The organism is Roseateles terrae (genome assembly GCF_014192155.1).
Taxonomy (GTDB): Bacteria; Pseudomonadota; Gammaproteobacteria; order Burkholderiales; family Burkholderiaceae_C; genus Roseateles; species Roseateles terrae.
Map to the genome: position 1 here is coordinate 1067175 of NZ_JACHXO010000001.1, position 14903 is coordinate 1082077.

Here is a 14903-nt window from a genome sequence, read left to right on the forward strand (position 1 = left end):
GTCTTCACTTCAAAATCAGGGACGCGCCACCGACGGCGTCGCCACCGTGCGGGCACGGCGATAGGCCCACACCATCATCAACATGCCGATCAGCACCATCGGGGCACTCAGCCACTGCCCCTGGCTCCAGCCAAAAGCGCGCAGGCCGAGGAAGTCATCCGGCTCACGGAAGTATTCAGCGATGAAACGGAAGGCGCCATATCCGATCAGGAACAGGCCGGACACCGCCCCCAGCGGCCGCTGCTTGCGCGCGAACAGCCACAGGATGATGAACAGTGCCAGCCCCTCTCCCAGGAATTGATAGACCTGAGACGGGTGGCGGGGCACCATGTCGTGCGCCTGCGGAAAAATCATCGCCCAGGGCAGCGACGGATCCGCGGGACGGCCCCAGAGCTCGCCGTTGATGAAGTTGCCCAGACGTCCCATGGCTAGACCCGTCGGCACACACGGCGCCACCAGGTCGCCCACTTCCAGGAACTTGAAGCCTCGGCGCCACGCGAAGAAGGCCAGCGCGGCAATCACGCCCAGCAGCCCGCCGTGGAAGGACATCCCGCCTTGCCACACCGCAAAGATGTTCAGCGGGTGCTGCAGGAATTCGGCCGGCTTGTAGAACAGCACATAGCCCATGCGGCCGCCCAGCACCACGCCCAGCACGCCAAAGAACAGCAGATCGTCCACGCCCTGTCGGGTCCAGCCGCGCTGCGCGTTCCAGGGCTTTCTGGCCTGAAGGTTGGCCAGCCAGAGGAACAGGCCGAAGGCCGCCAGATAGGTCAGGCCATACCAATGGATGGGCCATCCAAACACATGGAAGGCGACCGGGTCGAACTGGGGATGGATCAGCGGAGGAGTCATGCGAATGGGTGCGGCCGTCGGCGAGGTGCCGAATCATAGTGCGGCGCCAGGCGGCGCCACGCGCTCCTCGCCCCCATGTCAGGGTGCCCGGCGCGTTGGGGAGCCGGCGCCAGCGTCAGCAAGACCTGCGCCGACCGGATCTCAGGTGGCTGCGCCCAATTCCGCGAGGCGGCGGCGGCAGTCCTCGACATTGCTCGCACTGGCGCGGCGATTGGTGAGATAGCGCTCGAAGGCCGCCCGGGCACCGGACTTGTCGCCCTTGTCCTGCAGCGCGATGCCGATGCGGTGATCCAGCGCCAACTGCTCCGCGCCGTTGAGGGTCCTGGCCTTTTCGTAGGCGGCGACGGCGCCATCATGGTCATCCATGGCGTCGAGCACCCGGCCCAGGCCGTACAGCGGCATCGCCTGTTGCGGCTGCTGGCGGGACAGCTCTTCCAGCCAGCTCCGCGCCTTGGCGAATTGCCGGTCATGCATCCACTGCCGACCCAGGTCATTGCCCAGCACCCGCTGTTCCAGCTGCAGCTCCGGACGGCGGGTGTGCACGCCGCGAAGTTCCCGCTCCATCGCCGCCCAGTCCTTCTTGGAAGCGGCCACCCGGGCGCGCATCAGGCGCAGCTGATCGTCGTCCTGCACGCCCTGTTCCAGCGCCCGGGCCTTGGATTCCCCGCCGCCAATGAAGCCGGGCAGCGCCAGGTAGTACTGCTGCAGCGCGCTTCTCGGTTCCGGCGCATCCGGCAATTGGCTCATCGCCTTTTGCATCAGCTCGCTGACCCGGCCGAGCGCCCCCAGGGCCTTGAATTTGCTGCCGCCCCGCACCTGCATCACCAGGGCCAGGGCCAGGGCGTACGAGCAACTCGCCTCCTGAGGCGTTTTTTGGACGCACTGCTCCAGCCGCTGGATGTTCTGCCGAAGCGCATTGCCATCCGCCAGATCCAGCTGGGCCAGCGCCAGGGCGGCGGTGGCCTGCGGGTCATCCGGCTGGGACTTCAAGCGCTGGCTGGCCACCTTTTCAAGCTGGTCCGCCTGGCCGTTGTCCAGCAGGTTCTGGAGGGTACTGTCCTTGAAGACCGCCGCTTCGGCAGCCGACGCGCCCAGCATCAGCGCGGGCGCGAGCAGCATGCCGGCCAGCCAGGCACGACCGGCGCGCCGGGTCTGCCCCACCTGCCGCTGCGGCTGCGGCTGTATCGGCTGCGGAAAACTGTGTCGGGTCTTGCCATTCATGAAGTCACCTTGTGTCGCGCCGCTTCTCTTCGCATGGGAACCATGCAGCGGGGTGGGAGCATCTGATGTGCCTGAGCATCCATGCTGAACCTTCGGTCCAGCCGCACGCTCGGGCCGTCGGCGCAAGCTTATCGCCTGCCGCCGTGCTTCAACGGCCCAGAGGCACCTCGTGCAGACAGGGCGCCGCAGAACCCGCAACGGCGGGGCGCGCCGCGCGCAGTCCTGACACGGAATGACCACACAAGACCCGCACAACTGAACTGGATGGGTCGGTCATTCATTGACCAAACACAAAGGGGACCCGCAGGTCCCCTTCATTTGGGCGAACACAGACCACCGCCCCGCTGGCCACCGGCATGCTTGCCGCGCTGGTGGCGACCGCGCTCGTGGCGGCCGTGGCCAGGCTCAGCGACGGCGACGGCGCTGCTTGTCGGACGTCCCGATCTTGGTCATGGCCTCCTCGCGACGCGCCTTCTGGCGTTCGTCGAGGCGGTCCATGGCCTTGCGTTGGGTGTAGCCGGTCTTGTCAGCAAATTCCCACCAGAGCACCGCCAGACCGAAGGGCGCCAGCACCCACCACCAACTCAGGTCGGCCCCAGGTCCTACCTCGGCCACCTTCATCAACAGGAGCAACACCCCAACGACGATCAACCACATCCCTTTTCTCCTCTGGGCCGACGCGCCACCGCGCGGCGGACCCGACACTACAATCTTTTGAGCCCGGCATGCCCCAGCCAAGCCCTTGCGCTTGTTTCATATTGCCGCTTTTCCGACGCACCCCAAGGTGCAGGCGGTCCGGCGGCCTGAAATGTAGCGAAAAGGAACCGATTGGGGCCCACCGAATTTCGACCGTTTCCAACCGTTTCCTTCCGAGTATCCTCCCGGAACGACTGAAAGGACGCCATGAAAATTGCCCTGATCGCCTCCGCCACCCTGCTGACTGCGGCCTTCGCCACCCCGGCGCTGGCCAACCAGGAACTGGCCCAGAAGAAGAACTGCATGGCTTGCCATGCGGTGGACAAGAAGCTGGTCGGCCCCGCCTACAAGGATGTGGCCGCCAAGTACGCCGGTGACAAGGACGCTGTGAAGAAGCTGTCCGAGAAGGTCATCAAGGGCGGTTCCGGTGTGTGGGGCCCGGTGCCGATGCCGGCCAATACGCAGGTGAGCCCGGCCGAAGCCGAAACCCTCGTCAAGTGGATCCTCACCACCAAGTGACCCATGAAAATGGGGGCTCACGCCACCACACGTGAGCCCCCTCGGAGCAACGACCAGGCCTCCCTGGTCGTTCTTCTCTACCCGACGGATCAGCCGATCCGCACCGGTACGAAGATCTTGTCGCCGCCTCGCTGCACCAGCAGGGCCACCGACTTTTCAGCGTGCTGCAACAGGCTCTTGACCTGTTCCACCGACTGCACCGGCGTGCCGTTCACCGCCAGCAGCACGTCCCCGGGCCGCACCTGCGCACGCGCCGCCGGACCGGACACTTCCTCAATCACCAGACCTTCGCGGATGCCCAGCTGACGCCGCTCCTCCGCCTGCAGCGGACGCAGCGCCAGGCCCAGCTTGCCTTGTGCGGCGGACGGCGTGTCGTCGCTCTTCGCCTGACGGTTGGCGCGGTCATTCGCATCACCGAGCGTCACATTGAGCTGTTCACGCTTGCCACCGCGCCAGACTTCCATCGCGATCCGGTCGCCGGGGCTGGACTGGTCGACCAGGGCCGGCAGGTCGCCGCTGGCCACGATGGGCTGGCCCTTGAAGCTCAGGATCACATCCCCGGGGCGCAGCCCGGACTTGGCCGCCGGGCTGCCCTCTTCCACATTGGCCACCAGCGCGCCTTCCGGGCGATCCAGCTTGAACGAGTCAGCAAATCCCTGGTTCACTTCCTGGACCATCACCCCCAGTCGGGCATGTTGCACCTTGCCGCCGTTCTGGATCTGTTGGCGGATCTTGTTGGCCACCTCCACCGGAATGGCGAAGGACAAGCCCTGATACCCCCCCGAGGCGCTGTAGATCTGGGAGTTGATGCCCACGACCTCGCCCCGCGCGTTAAACAGCGGGCCGCCGGAGTTGCCTGGGTTGATGGCCACGTCGGTCTGCAGGAAGGGCACGCGGCTTTCTTCCGGGCCCAGCGATCGGCCCTTGGCGCTGATCACACCGGCGCTGACGCTGTTCTCGAAACCGAAGGGCGAGCCGATGGCCAGCACCCATTCACCCACACGCAGGTCCTTGGCGGAGCCCAGGCGCACGGTCGGCAGGTTCTTCGCCTCGATCTTGAGCACCGCCACGTCGGTGGACTTGTCGCTGCCGAGCACCTTGGCGCGGAATTCGCGCCGGTCGGTCAGCTTGACCACCACTTCCTGCGCATCCTGCACCACATGAGCGTTGGTCAGGATGACGCCGTCATTGCTGACGATGAAGCCCGAGCCCTGACCGCGGATCTGGCGGCTGCCACCGTCCGGCTCACCGCCAAAGCCGGGGCCGCCCGGAATGCCGAAGCGGCGGAAGAAGTCGTAGAAGGGATCGTCCGGATCCATCTGCGGCATGCGGGAACTGCGGGCCTTGACCGTGCCCGAGACGCTGATGTTGACCACCGCCGGGCCCTGGGTGGCGGCGATCTGGGCAAAGTCCGGCAGGCCGGCCGGGGGCGGCGTGGCCGTGGCGGCCGCAGCCCCAGCCATGGGCGTGGTGACGGCCGCGACCTGGGCGCCCTCGAGGGAACCGGCTGCACCGGCGGAGGTCGCGGATGACGCGCCGTTGGCGCCCGCACCGCTGTCGGACGACGCAGTGGCGGCGGGGGCATCGCCCTCGGGGACGGTCTTGGCATTGCGCATGGCCAGGGCACCGCCTGTGGCACCCAGCACGCCTGCGGCGGCCAGCGCCCACACCAGTTTTTTCGCCGAAATCATCTTTTCCACTTGAGCCATTTGAATCACCTCCTTGAGGTAAGTCAGAGTCGATGGCTGAAGTGTGAAGGGGCTCCCTTAGACGTTTCTTAAGCGATCCAAGTCTTCGTCAGGTCCTGGCCAGGGACGGCTGCATCGGGTCCGGCAGAAGCGGAAACGCCAGCTCGACCCGAAGCCCCCCCAGCGCGGTGCTGTGCCCCAGCTTCAAGGTCGCGCCGTGGTCGCTGGCGATGCTGCGCGCAATCGCCAGTCCCAGGCCGCTGCCCGGCGCCAGCTGGGCCTGGGCTTCGGAGCGGTAGAACCGGTCAAACACCCGCGCCCGTTCCGCATCGGGAATGCCCGGGCCGTCATCTTCCACCACCACCAGCGCCTGATGCGCGGTGCGCTCCAGGCTCAGGTCCACCTGGCTGTGGCCATATTTGACGCCGTTGTCCAGCAGGTTGCGCAGCAGGATCTGCAGGGCGTCCCGCTGGCCGCTGACCTGGACCGGGTCGCACCGGCCCAGCCCGAGGTCGACGCCACGCGCCTGCGCCAGGGTGCTGGTCTCCACCACGCCATCGCGACAGAGCTCGTCCAGCGCGATGACCTGCGGCGGGGCCTGCACCTTGGCGCTGTCCTGTCGGGCCAGGGCCAGCAGTTGCTCGATGAGGCGCCCCGCCCGGTCGATGCCCGTCGCCAGCCGCTCGGTGGCCTGGGCGCGGGCCTGTTCGTCCGGGGCGCGCCGCAGGGCCTGCAGCTGAAGCTTCAGCGCCGCCAGCGGCGAGCGCAATTCATGGGCCGCATCGGCCACGAACTGCTGCTGGGTTTCGAAGGCCTGCCGCACCCGGTCCAGCAAGGCATTGAGTTCAGTGACCAGCGGCTCCACCTCGCTGGGCAGATCACCGGCATCCACCGGCGACAGGTCCTGCGCCGCCCGCCGGGAGATCTGCTGTCGTACCCGCTGTAGCGGATCGAGTGAGTAGCTCACCACCCACCACACCACCATCGCCAGCAGCGGCAGCATCATGCCGGTGGGCAGCACCGTGCGCCACGCCAGCTGGCCCGCCATGCGCTGTCGCACCGACAGGTCCTGGGCCACCTGCACCACCTGGAATCGCCCCTGGATGGCCAGCACCCGATAGCGCTTGCCCTTGAGCTCGACATTGGAAAAGCCCAGCACCGCCCGCTGCGGCAGCCAGTCCGGCCCGGCGGAGCGGTACAGCGGGGTGCCATCCAGACCCCAGACCTGCACGATCAGGTCGATGCTCTGCTCTTCCCCGAGCGGCAGGGGCAGCCCCGTGCCCATGCCGGCGCGCAGGGAGAGCGCCACCTGCTGCATCTGATAGTCGAAGATCTCATCGGCTTCAGCCAGTGCATTGCGATAGGCACTGCCGCCCTGCACCAGCGCGCTGAGCAGCATCGCCCCAAACAGAAACAGCACCAGGCGATAACGGAGTGAACGCGGCAGCACGCTCATTCCTTGGGTACGCGGTAGCCCACGCCTCGCACGTTCTGGATCAACTCGGCGCCCAGTTTCTTGCGCAGGCCGTGGATGTAGACCTCCACCGCATTGCTGCTGATCTCGTCCTTCCAGCCATACAGCTTTTCTTCCAGCTGCTGACGCGACAGCACCATGCCGGGCCGGGCGATCAGCGGCTCGAGCACCGCCCATTCGCGGGCGGACAGGGTGACCGGCTGACCGTGGGCGGTGACTTCCCGCGTGGCGGGATGGATGGTGACGCCCATATGCTCATACACCGGCTCGGCCCGGCCGGCCGCCCGGCGCAGCAGCGCGCGGATGCGTGCCAGCAGCTCGTCGAGCTCGAAGGGCTTGAGCACGTAGTCGTCCGCGCCGGCATCCAGGCCCGCCACCCGCTGTTGCAGCGCATCGCGGGCGGTGGCAATCAGCACCGGCATCGTCTGCTTGCGGGCGCGAAGGCCCTGCAGCACCTGCATGCCATCGCGTTTGGGCAAGCCCAGATCCAGCAGGACCAGGTCGTAGGTCTGGGACTGGAGGGCGGCATCGGCCATCTCGCCGTCCCGGACCCAGTCCACCGCGTAACCATCGGCGCGCAGCAGCTCCAGCAGCTGCTCGCCGATCATCGCGTCATCTTCCACCAGCAGGAGTCGCATGGGCCAGATTGTGCACGAGGGACACCTCGGGACGAGGCCGCCCCCCTGCTTCCAGGCGCCCGCTTCTGCTGACGGTCAAGCTGCGATCAGCGACGGGTCCCCGCCACATCCCGGGCCAGACTCAGCACCCAATGGGTGGACCATTCCCGGTCCACCATCTGGCGGATGCCTTCGGGGCTGCGCAGGCCCTCGGCGCTGCGCTGGCGGAGTGCGTCTCCGTCGGCAACGGGTCGGGCGGCGTCAGGACGGTCTTTGTGCCGGCGCATGAAGATCGGTGGCGCCTTCAGCGGCGGGGCTGCCAGCGGCGCATCGGCCTGGGGGCTGTTCGGTGACAACCGCCGGGGCAGCTCATGCACCCGTTGCTGGCTGCTGCTCAGCGCCAGCTCGAAGCGTGGGCTCCGCCCATCGACGCGCTCACGCCAGCGGGTCTGCTCGCGGGGCGTGAGTTGCTCGAAGCGACGGGACACCAGCTGCTTCACCGCTTCATGGGCGGCCGTCGCGACGAGCGTCTGATCGACGTCCGGCGGCGCTTCGGACGACGGCCCGGCCCGCGATTGAAGGTCGCGCGTCACCTCCGCCTGAACCTGTTCGATCAGTTCGCGCGCCCAGTGGGTGTGCGGCTCCAGCGTGCGGGTGAGCGGGTCGGTGAAGCGGGCGCGCAGGAAGCCCACCAACCCCGTGCGCGCGGTCATCTCGTTGACCAGGCCGTCCAGGCGCGGAAGGAATTCCGTGAACTTCGAACCGCCCGGCATCCAGAGCTTGCGGATGGGCTTGGGGATACGGTAGAGGTCGTCCACGGAGGCCCCCTGCGCCGCGCTGCGGCTCTCGGCCAGGCTCAGCGCGGTCTGCAGCGGCGTTAACGGGGGCTTTGCGCGGGCGCCGGACGTGGCGAAGACGCCCCGCGGCGTGCTGCCGCTCGCGTTCCAGAGATCCGAAGCGCGAGAACTCGCGGACGCGGGTGACCGCGTCCTGGCTGCCGCAGCATCCGAAGCCGGCGCCGTCAGATGCGCCACCATGGCCTGGACCTTGGCGTCAGTCGCCCTGTGCGCGGGATGGAAAATCCGGGCGCGCCGACCCTCCGTGGTCGGCAGATCAATCGCACGGGCGGGCGTGCGCGGCACGGTGCGCGTGGCGGTGGCGTGCACGACCGAGTCGACGGTTACATCGGCGGCCGAATCGACGGTTACATCGGCGACCTGCCCCTTCACTGCTCGCGGCAGCGTGGCGGCCGGCGACGTGACGGGGGACTGCACCGCGGCATCGACGTCCGCCCACCGATCCCCTTCACCGTCTCCCACCTCCTGCATGGGCGGCAATGCAGCGGCACCCCGCCCTCGCGCCAGGGTGGAGAACTGGCTGCTCGCCAAGGTGGTGTCCGAGAGCACGCCGGAGTCTTCGGAACTTGACGACAGCAGGCGGGCCAAGCGGGACTGGCGGGTACCGGACGGCGCCGCCGTTTCTGTCGAGGTCGTCGCCCCGTCTACCGCGTCCAGCAGCGGCGTCGTGTCGTCCGAGTTCAGCCAGACGCCTTCGTCCAGCTGATGACGCCGAAGGGTCTGGACCGCCACCGAGTCCGGCTTGCTCTGCAGCGAGGCCCAGGCCTGCCACAGGTCGCGGGCCATGCGCCGGGTGTCGACCGGCTTGCCGTCCACCTTCGCGAATTCCGGACTGCGTACCGACTGCCCGGCGCGGATGAAGTCGTCCAGGCGGGCGGCGAGCGCGGCCTCATCCGGCATGTGGAGGTCGCCGCGGTTCAAGGCCTCCAGGCACTCCATGCCGTGCAGCGCGGTGGCGACCGCCCCAGACGCGGTGGCGCCGTCCTTGCACATGAGGGCCAGCTGCAGCGGTTTTTTGTCGCTCTCCAGGAAACGCACATTCAGGGCGTACAGGAGCTGGTGGGCCCAGTGAGGCGAATTCAGATTGAGGGTGTGGGTGCGCACCCGATGCTGGAAGCAGCGCCCGTCGGCGCCCTCCAGCGAGATCGTCAACTGGCCCTGCGGGATGCCGCCCTTGCGCTTCGTCGGCGCAACGGTCTCCGTCTTGACCGAGGTGTAGGGGGATTCCGCCGGGAAGGCGTAACGGCAACTGTCGGTGACCGCGTCCGTCAGCGGGTTGTCCAGCGGGAAGGCCACCGGGAAACCCGGCGCTTTCTGGGTCAGCGCGGGCGTTTTGCCATGCGCAGCGGCAGGACCGGCCGCCTCCGCGGCATCCGGGTGGCGGACCAGGGCGTCCACCGCAATCAGGTCGGTGGTGCCGGTGGCCAGCAAGGCGGTGGCGAAACCCCCAGCCGCGCGCGAGTTCGGCTGCACCACCGACTGCATCTGCAGCACCACCGGCTGCTTCATCAACTGGCTCCAGTTGGTCACGCCTTCCCGCAAGCTGCGGGTGTGACCCGGTCGCTGGGCGTCGGCCGGCCGCAGCGACAGCGGCGTGGCGTTGATTCGGGCCGTCTCCGGCCCCAGAGGGTCACACCAGTCGCTCTGGCCCACTGCCGGCATCCTGAGCCCGTCCGGCAGCACGAGGAAGTGGGCCGGAACGAACGGCAGCCTGGAAGACATGCACCAGTGGCGGTCGAGCAGCGGTTGAGCCGTCGCCTGCGGGGCCGGCTTCATCGGCGTGGCGCTCAGGACCACCGACGGTGGGGCGGACGGCGTGACCCGCGAAGCCGACGGGGCATTCCCGCCGGCGGCGGATGTCGCGTCGGTGACTTCCGGCGCGTGGGCATGGTTCGAGGCGGACTCGATCACTTCGGACATACGAACTTGGAACATGGCAACTGGGCGCGGAGCCTTTCAACACATCAGCCGCCTTGGTGCCCGACGCGATCGGCGGAGTTCGCATGACAAGGCCGAACCATCACTGAAGGGCAATCCATGACTACAATGCGCAGGTCAGGAGAGAGTTCCCGTCGGCGCAAGCCGTGGGAGCCGCCGAAGGCGCAGTGGTAGAAGCCCGGAATGTCCGGCGCGCAGCTGCGAACGCTCAGGCAAAAGGACTGGCAAGACGTTGGCCGCACCGCTTCAGCGGCGCACCAGCGTTCCTCACTGGAGAGAGGCGGGGTGGACCCAGGGCCAGGTGCCCGGGTTGAGCCCGCCCACCGAAGGGGCAAGCCGCGGATCTGCTGGTCACACCAGCCGCTCTTCGGCCAATCTCTCAGGTAAAGCGGACAGCGAGGGCATCCCCCATTTCAGCCCGCCGGCGTCGGCGTCTGAAAAACCGCGATTCGTTCCCGAATCCCCACCGGTTGATCAGCCGCGGCATCCGGGACTGAATGGCTTTCAGAATGCCCCCGGAGACGATCCATGTCCGCTGACACCGCCGCCCTGCTCAAGACCCCCCTGCACGCCCTGCACGTCGAACTCGGCGCCAAGATGGTGCCCTTCGCTGGTTACGACATGCCAGTGCAATACCCCACTGGGGTCATGACCGAACACCGCCACACCCGCACCGCGGCCGGCCTGTTCGACGTCTCCCACATGGGTCAGGTGCTGCTGGTGGGTGATGACGCCGCCGCCGCCCTCGAAACCCTGGTGCCGGTGGACATCATCGGCCTGGAACTGTTCAAGCAGCGGTATGCCCTGTTCACCGACGAGAACGGCGGCATCCTGGACGATCTGATGGTCGCCCGTCGCACCGACGGCCTGTTCGTGGTGGTCAATGCCGGCTGCCGCGACCAGGACATCGCCCACATGCAGAAGCACCTGGGCGGCCGCTGCGAAGTGCGCCCCCTGCCCGACCAGGCCCTGCTGGCGCTGCAGGGCCCGCAAGCGGTGACGGCCCTGTCCCGCCTGAATGCGGACGTCGCCAGGCTGGTCTTCATGACCGGCGGCTTCTTTGAGCTGGACGGCATCCCCACCTTCGTGACCCGCTCCGGCTACACCGGCGAAGACGGTTATGAGATCTCGGTCGCGGCCGACCGCTCGGTGGAACTGGCCCGCAAGCTGCTGGCCCAGCCGGAAGTCAAGCCGATCGGCCTGGGTGCGCGCGACTCGCTGCGCCTGGAAGCCGGCCTGTGCCTGTATGGCCACGACATCGACACCACCACCACCCCGGTCGAAGCCTCTTTGACCTGGGCGATCCAGAAGGTCCGCCGTGCTGGCGGCGAACGTGCCGGCGGCTATCCCGGCGCCGCCGTGGTGGACCGTCAGCTGGCCGAAGGCGCCGCCCGCAAGCGGGTGGGCCTGGTGGGCAGTGAACGCATGCCGGTGCGCGAAGGCGCCAAGCTGGTGAACGAAGCTGGCGAGGAAGTCGGCGTGGTCACCAGCGGCACCCTCGGCCCGACGGTCAACAAGCCGGTCGCCCTCGCCTACGTCACCAAGGCACATGCCGCCCTGGGCACCCAGCTGTTCGCCCTGGTGCGTGACAAGCGCACCCCGATGACGGTCTCTTCCACGCCGTTCACCCCCAACGGATACTTCCGCGGCTGACCGCCGCCGGAAGCTGCGTCAGCACTTTCGTTTTTCCCTTTCATCCTTCCGCCCTTTTTTGACGGAGCCTCTCATGACCATCAAATACACCCCCGACCACGAATGGGTCGAGATCCACGCCGACGGCACCGCCACCGTGGGGATCACCGTGCACGCCCAGGACGCCCTGGGTGACGTCGTGTTCGTGGACCTGCCCGAGGTGGGCAAGAGCTTCGCCGCCAAGGAAGTGGCCGGCGTGGTGGAGTCGGTGAAGGCCGCCGCCGACGTCTACGCCCCCGTGTCGGGCGAGATCGTGGAAGTCAACGAATCCCTGCGTGACGACCCCTCCCTGGCCAACAGCGACCCGCTGAAGGCCGGCTGGTTCTTCAAGGTGAAGCTGTCCAACCCGTCGGAGACCGACGGCCTGATGGACAGCACCGCCTACGACGAACTGCTCAAGAACAGCTGAGACTGAGACCGCCGCTCCACAGGATCACCGCCATGTCCGCCCTGCCCTCCTTCGCCGACCTCGAAAACTCCAGCGAGTTCCACGCCCGCCACATCGGCCCCGATGCCACCGATGAAGCGCTGATGCTGTCCGCCATCGGCGCCGCTTCGCGCGAAGCGCTGATCGACGCCATCGTGCCGACCAGCATCAAGCGGGCTGCCCGCATGGAACTGCCCGAGGCGGTGACGGAAGCGCAGGCGCTGGCCGAACTCAAGGCCATCGCGAGCCGCAACCAGCTGCTCAAGAGCTTCATCGGCCAGGGGTACTACGGCACCCTGACGCCGGGCGTGATCCTGCGCAACATCCTCGAGAACCCCGCCTGGTACACGGCCTACACGCCCTATCAGGCGGAGATCTCGCAGGGCCGCATGGAAGCGCTGGTGAATTTCCAGACGATGGTCTGCGACCTCACCGGTCTGGCCATCGCCAATGCATCGATGCTGGACGAAGCCACCGCCGCCGCGGAAGCGATGACGCTGGCGGCCCGCGTGGGCAAGAGCAAGAGCCAGGTGTTCTTCGTGGCGGACGACGTGCTGCCGCAGACCCTGGAAGTGATCCGCACCCGTGCCGAGCCCCTGGGCATCACCGTGCAGGTGGGCGCGGCGGAAGATGCCGGCAAGACCGAATGCTTCGGCGCGCTGGTGCAGTATCCGGGCGTCAACGGCCTGATCCGTTCGCTGCAGCCGATCGCTGATGCGGTGCACGGCCAAAGCGGCCTGCTGGTGGTCGCCGCCGACCTGCTGGCCCTGACCCTGATCAAGGCGCCGGGCGAACAAGGCGCCGACATCGCCGTGGGCACCACCCAGCGCTTCGGCATGCCGATGGGCGCGGGCGGTCCGCACGCCGCCTACATGGCCTGCCGGGACGAGTTCAAGCGCAGCCTGCCGGGCCGTCTGGTCGGTGTGTCGGTGGACAGCCACGGCAAGCCGGCCTACCGCCTGTCGCTGCAGACCCGTGAGCAGCACATCCGCCGCGAAAAGGCCACCTCCAACATCTGTACCGCGCAGGTGCTGCCGGCCGTTGTGGCCAGCATGTACGCGGTCTACCACGGCCCGCAGGGTCTCAAGCGCATCGCCCAGCGGGTCGCCGGCTACACCGCCGTGCTGGCCAAGGGCCTGAAGGGCCTGGGCCTGACGCTGGCCCATGAAGCCGCCTTCGACACGCTGCATGTGCGCACCGGCGCCCACACCGCGCCGATCATGGCCGCCGCCGTGGCCGCCGGCATGAACCTGCGCCGCGCCAGCGACGACAGCCTGAGCCTCTCGCTGGACGAAACGACCACCCGCGCCGATCTGCAGGCGCTGCTGACCGTCTTCGCCGAAGGCCGCGCCGTGCCGGACGCCTTCGAAGGCACCACCGCCGTGGCGGCGCTGATCCCTGCGGATCTGGTGCGCACCAGCAGCTTCATGACCCATCCGGTCTTCAACCGCCACCATTCCGAAACCGAGATGCTGCGCTACCTGCGTCAGCTGTCGGACAAGGACCTGGCGCTGGACCGCACCATGATCCCGCTGGGGTCGTGCACGATGAAGCTGAACGCCACCAGCGAGATGATCCCCATCACCTGGCCGGAATTCGCACAGGTGCATCCGTTCGCACCGCAGAGCCAGCTGCAGGGCTATGCCCAGCTGGACCAGCAGCTCACCGCCTGGCTGTGCCAGGCCACCGGTTATGCCGGTGTGTCGCTGCAGCCCAATGCCGGCTCGCAGGGCGAATACGCCGGCCTGCTGATCATCAAGGCCTGGCACGAGTCGCGCGGTGAAGCCCATCGCAAGATCTGCCTGATTCCTGAATCCGCCCACGGCACGAATCCTGCATCCGCCCAGATGGTCGGCATGCAGGTGGTGGTCACCAAGTGCGACAAGGAAGGCAACATCGATCTGGCCGACCTGAAGGCCAAGTGCGAACAGCACAGCGCCAATCTGGCCGCGATCATGATCACCTACCCCTCCACCTATGGCGTGTTCGACACCCATGTGAAGGAAATCTGCGCCCTGGTGCATGAGCATGGTGGCCGCGTCTATGTGGACGGCGCCAACATGAATGCGCTGGTCGGCGTGGCAGCCCCCGGCCAGTTCGGTGGCGACGTGTCCCACCTGAACCTGCATAAAACCTTCTGCATTCCGCACGGCGGCGGCGGCCCGGGCGTCGGTCCGGTCTGCGTGGTGGAAGATCTGGTGCCCTTCCTGCCGGCGCATCGCAGCGCGGGCCTGGGCGAGAAGACCGCCATCGGCGCCGTCAGCGCAGCGCCGCTGGGCAATGCGGCCGTGCTGCCCATCTCGTGGATGTACATCCGCATGATGGGTGAAGCCGGCCTCAAGGCCGCGACCGAAACCGCCATCCTGTCGGCCAACTATGTGGCCGCCCGCCTGGCCGGTCACTACGACATCCACTTCAGCGGCAACATCGACGGCCTGAAGGGCGGCGGCGTGGCGCACGAGTGCATTCTGGACCTGCGTCCCCTGAAGGACACCAGCGGCATCTCCGCCGAAGACGTGGCCAAGCGCCTGATCGACTACGGCTTCCACGCGCCGACGCTGTCCTTCCCGGTGGCGGGCACGCTGATGGTCGAGCCGACCGAGAGCGAATCCAAGTTCGAGCTGGACCGCTTCATCGCCGCGATGATCCAGATCCGCGAAGAGATCCGCAAAGTGGAAGCCGGCAGCTGGCCCAAGGAGGATAACCCCCTGGTCAACGCGCCGCACACCGCGGAAAGCCTGCTCAAGACCGAATGGACCCATGGCTACAGCCGGGACGAAGCCGCCTACCCGGTGGCTGCCCTGCGCCAGGTGAAGTACTGGTCGCCGGTGGGCCGCGTGGACAACGTCTACGGCGACCGCAATCTGGTGTGCAGCTGCCCGCCGGTGTCGGACTACCAATAAGTCTCAGCTCAGTGGGGTG

General features: G+C 67.6%; 11 protein-coding genes and 2 riboswitches. Of the genes, 4 read left to right on the plus strand and 7 right to left on the minus strand.

Annotated features, from left to right (window positions below; genetic code table 11):
• Positions 1-15 precede the first annotated feature (15 nt).
• From lgt to FHS28_RS04445, 3 genes are all read right to left on the minus strand, one after another.
• On the minus strand, positions 16-852 hold the full coding sequence (gene lgt / locus FHS28_RS04435; protein WP_088448909.1) for a prolipoprotein diacylglyceryl transferase: 837 nt from the start codon (positions 850-852) through the stop codon (positions 16-18).
• A gap of 141 nt (positions 853-993) precedes the next feature.
• On the minus strand, positions 994-2073 hold the full coding sequence (locus tag FHS28_RS04440; RefSeq protein ID WP_088448908.1) for a tetratricopeptide repeat protein: 1080 nt from the start codon (positions 2071-2073) through the stop codon (positions 994-996).
• A gap of 405 nt (positions 2074-2478) precedes the next feature.
• A complete protein-coding gene (locus FHS28_RS04445; protein ID WP_088448907.1) occupies positions 2479-2730 on the minus strand; it encodes a TIGR04438 family Trp-rich protein in 252 nt (83 codons plus the stop codon).
• A gap of 246 nt (positions 2731-2976) precedes the next feature.
• Between FHS28_RS04445 and FHS28_RS04450 the strand changes: the two genes are divergently transcribed.
• Complete coding sequence (locus tag FHS28_RS04450; RefSeq protein WP_088448906.1) at positions 2977-3288, plus strand: c-type cytochrome; 312 nt, start codon at positions 2977-2979, stop codon at positions 3286-3288.
• Between the two features lie 89 nt (positions 3289-3377).
• On the opposite strand, the gene FHS28_RS04455 is transcribed toward FHS28_RS04450, so the two are convergent.
• The 4 genes from FHS28_RS04455 to FHS28_RS04470 form a co-directional block, all read right to left on the minus strand.
• A complete protein-coding gene (locus FHS28_RS04455) occupies positions 3378-4997 on the minus strand; it encodes a DegQ family serine endoprotease (RefSeq protein WP_246409478.1) in 1620 nt (539 codons plus the stop codon).
• An 88-nt stretch (positions 4998-5085) separates the two neighbouring features.
• The gene (locus FHS28_RS04460) at positions 5086-6432 is read right to left on the minus strand and encodes an ATP-binding protein (protein WP_088448905.1); all 1347 of its coding nucleotides are present in this window, start codon (positions 6430-6432) and stop codon (positions 5086-5088) included.
• Positions 6429-7088 (minus strand): response regulator, encoded by a 660-nt coding sequence (locus tag FHS28_RS04465; RefSeq protein WP_088448904.1) that lies wholly within the window; start codon positions 7086-7088, stop codon positions 6429-6431. The genes FHS28_RS04460 and FHS28_RS04465 overlap by 4 nt, the downstream gene beginning before the upstream one ends.
• An 86-nt stretch (positions 7089-7174) precedes the next feature.
• Complete coding sequence (locus FHS28_RS04470; RefSeq protein WP_184294139.1) at positions 7175-9859, minus strand: hypothetical protein; 2685 nt, start codon at positions 9857-9859, stop codon at positions 7175-7177.
• A gap of 111 nt (positions 9860-9970) precedes the next feature.
• Positions 9971-10096: riboswitch (glycine riboswitch) on the plus strand.
• A 26-nt stretch (positions 10097-10122) separates the two neighbouring features.
• A riboswitch (glycine riboswitch) is annotated at positions 10123-10268 on the plus strand.
• A 122-nt stretch (positions 10269-10390) separates the two neighbouring features.
• Here FHS28_RS04470 and gcvT point away from each other — a divergent pair.
• The 3 genes from gcvT (at position 10391) to gcvP (ending at position 14884) form a co-directional block, all read left to right on the plus strand.
• Entirely contained in the window at positions 10391-11515 is a 1125-nt protein-coding gene (gene gcvT, locus FHS28_RS04475; protein WP_088448902.1) for a glycine cleavage system aminomethyltransferase GcvT, read from the plus strand.
• Positions 11516-11588: 73 nt separating this feature from the next.
• Positions 11589-11963, plus strand: coding sequence for a glycine cleavage system protein GcvH (gcvH, locus tag FHS28_RS04480; RefSeq protein ID WP_088448901.1), 375 nt, complete (start codon positions 11589-11591; stop codon positions 11961-11963).
• A gap of 32 nt (positions 11964-11995) precedes the next feature.
• A complete protein-coding gene (gene gcvP, locus FHS28_RS04485) occupies positions 11996-14884 on the plus strand; it encodes an aminomethyl-transferring glycine dehydrogenase (RefSeq protein ID WP_184294141.1) in 2889 nt (962 codons plus the stop codon).
• Positions 14885-14903: the final 19 nt, after the last annotated feature.

Excerpts from the sequence above, each read along its gene's own strand:
- gcvT (WP_088448902.1), top strand. The coding sequence starts at position 10,391 with ATGTCCGCTGACACCGCCGCCCTGCTCAAGACCCCCCTGCACGCCCTG.
- FHS28_RS04450 (WP_088448906.1), top strand. The coding sequence starts at position 2,977 with ATGAAAATTGCCCTGATCGCCTCCGCCACCCTGCTGACTGCGGCCTTC.
- FHS28_RS04445 (WP_088448907.1), bottom strand. The coding sequence starts at position 2,730 with ATGTGGTTGATCGTCGTTGGGGTGTTGCTCCTGTTGATGAAGGTGGCC.
- lgt (WP_088448909.1), bottom strand. The coding sequence starts at position 852 with ATGACTCCTCCGCTGATCCATCCCCAGTTCGACCCGGTCGCCTTCCAT.
- FHS28_RS04440 (WP_088448908.1), bottom strand. The coding sequence starts at position 2,073 with ATGAATGGCAAGACCCGACACAGTTTTCCGCAGCCGATACAGCCGCAG.
- gcvH (WP_088448901.1), top strand. The coding sequence starts at position 11,589 with ATGACCATCAAATACACCCCCGACCACGAATGGGTCGAGATCCACGCC.
- FHS28_RS04470 (WP_184294139.1), bottom strand. The coding sequence starts at position 9,859 with ATGTTCCAAGTTCGTATGTCCGAAGTGATCGAGTCCGCCTCGAACCAT.
- FHS28_RS04455 (WP_246409478.1), bottom strand. The coding sequence starts at position 4,997 with ATGGCTCAAGTGGAAAAGATGATTTCGGCGAAAAAACTGGTGTGGGCG.
- FHS28_RS04465 (WP_088448904.1), bottom strand. The coding sequence starts at position 7,088 with ATGCGACTCCTGCTGGTGGAAGATGACGCGATGATCGGCGAGCAGCTG.
- gcvP (WP_184294141.1), top strand. The coding sequence starts at position 11,996 with ATGTCCGCCCTGCCCTCCTTCGCCGACCTCGAAAACTCCAGCGAGTTC.
- FHS28_RS04460 (WP_088448905.1), bottom strand. The coding sequence starts at position 6,432 with ATGAGCGTGCTGCCGCGTTCACTCCGTTATCGCCTGGTGCTGTTTCTG.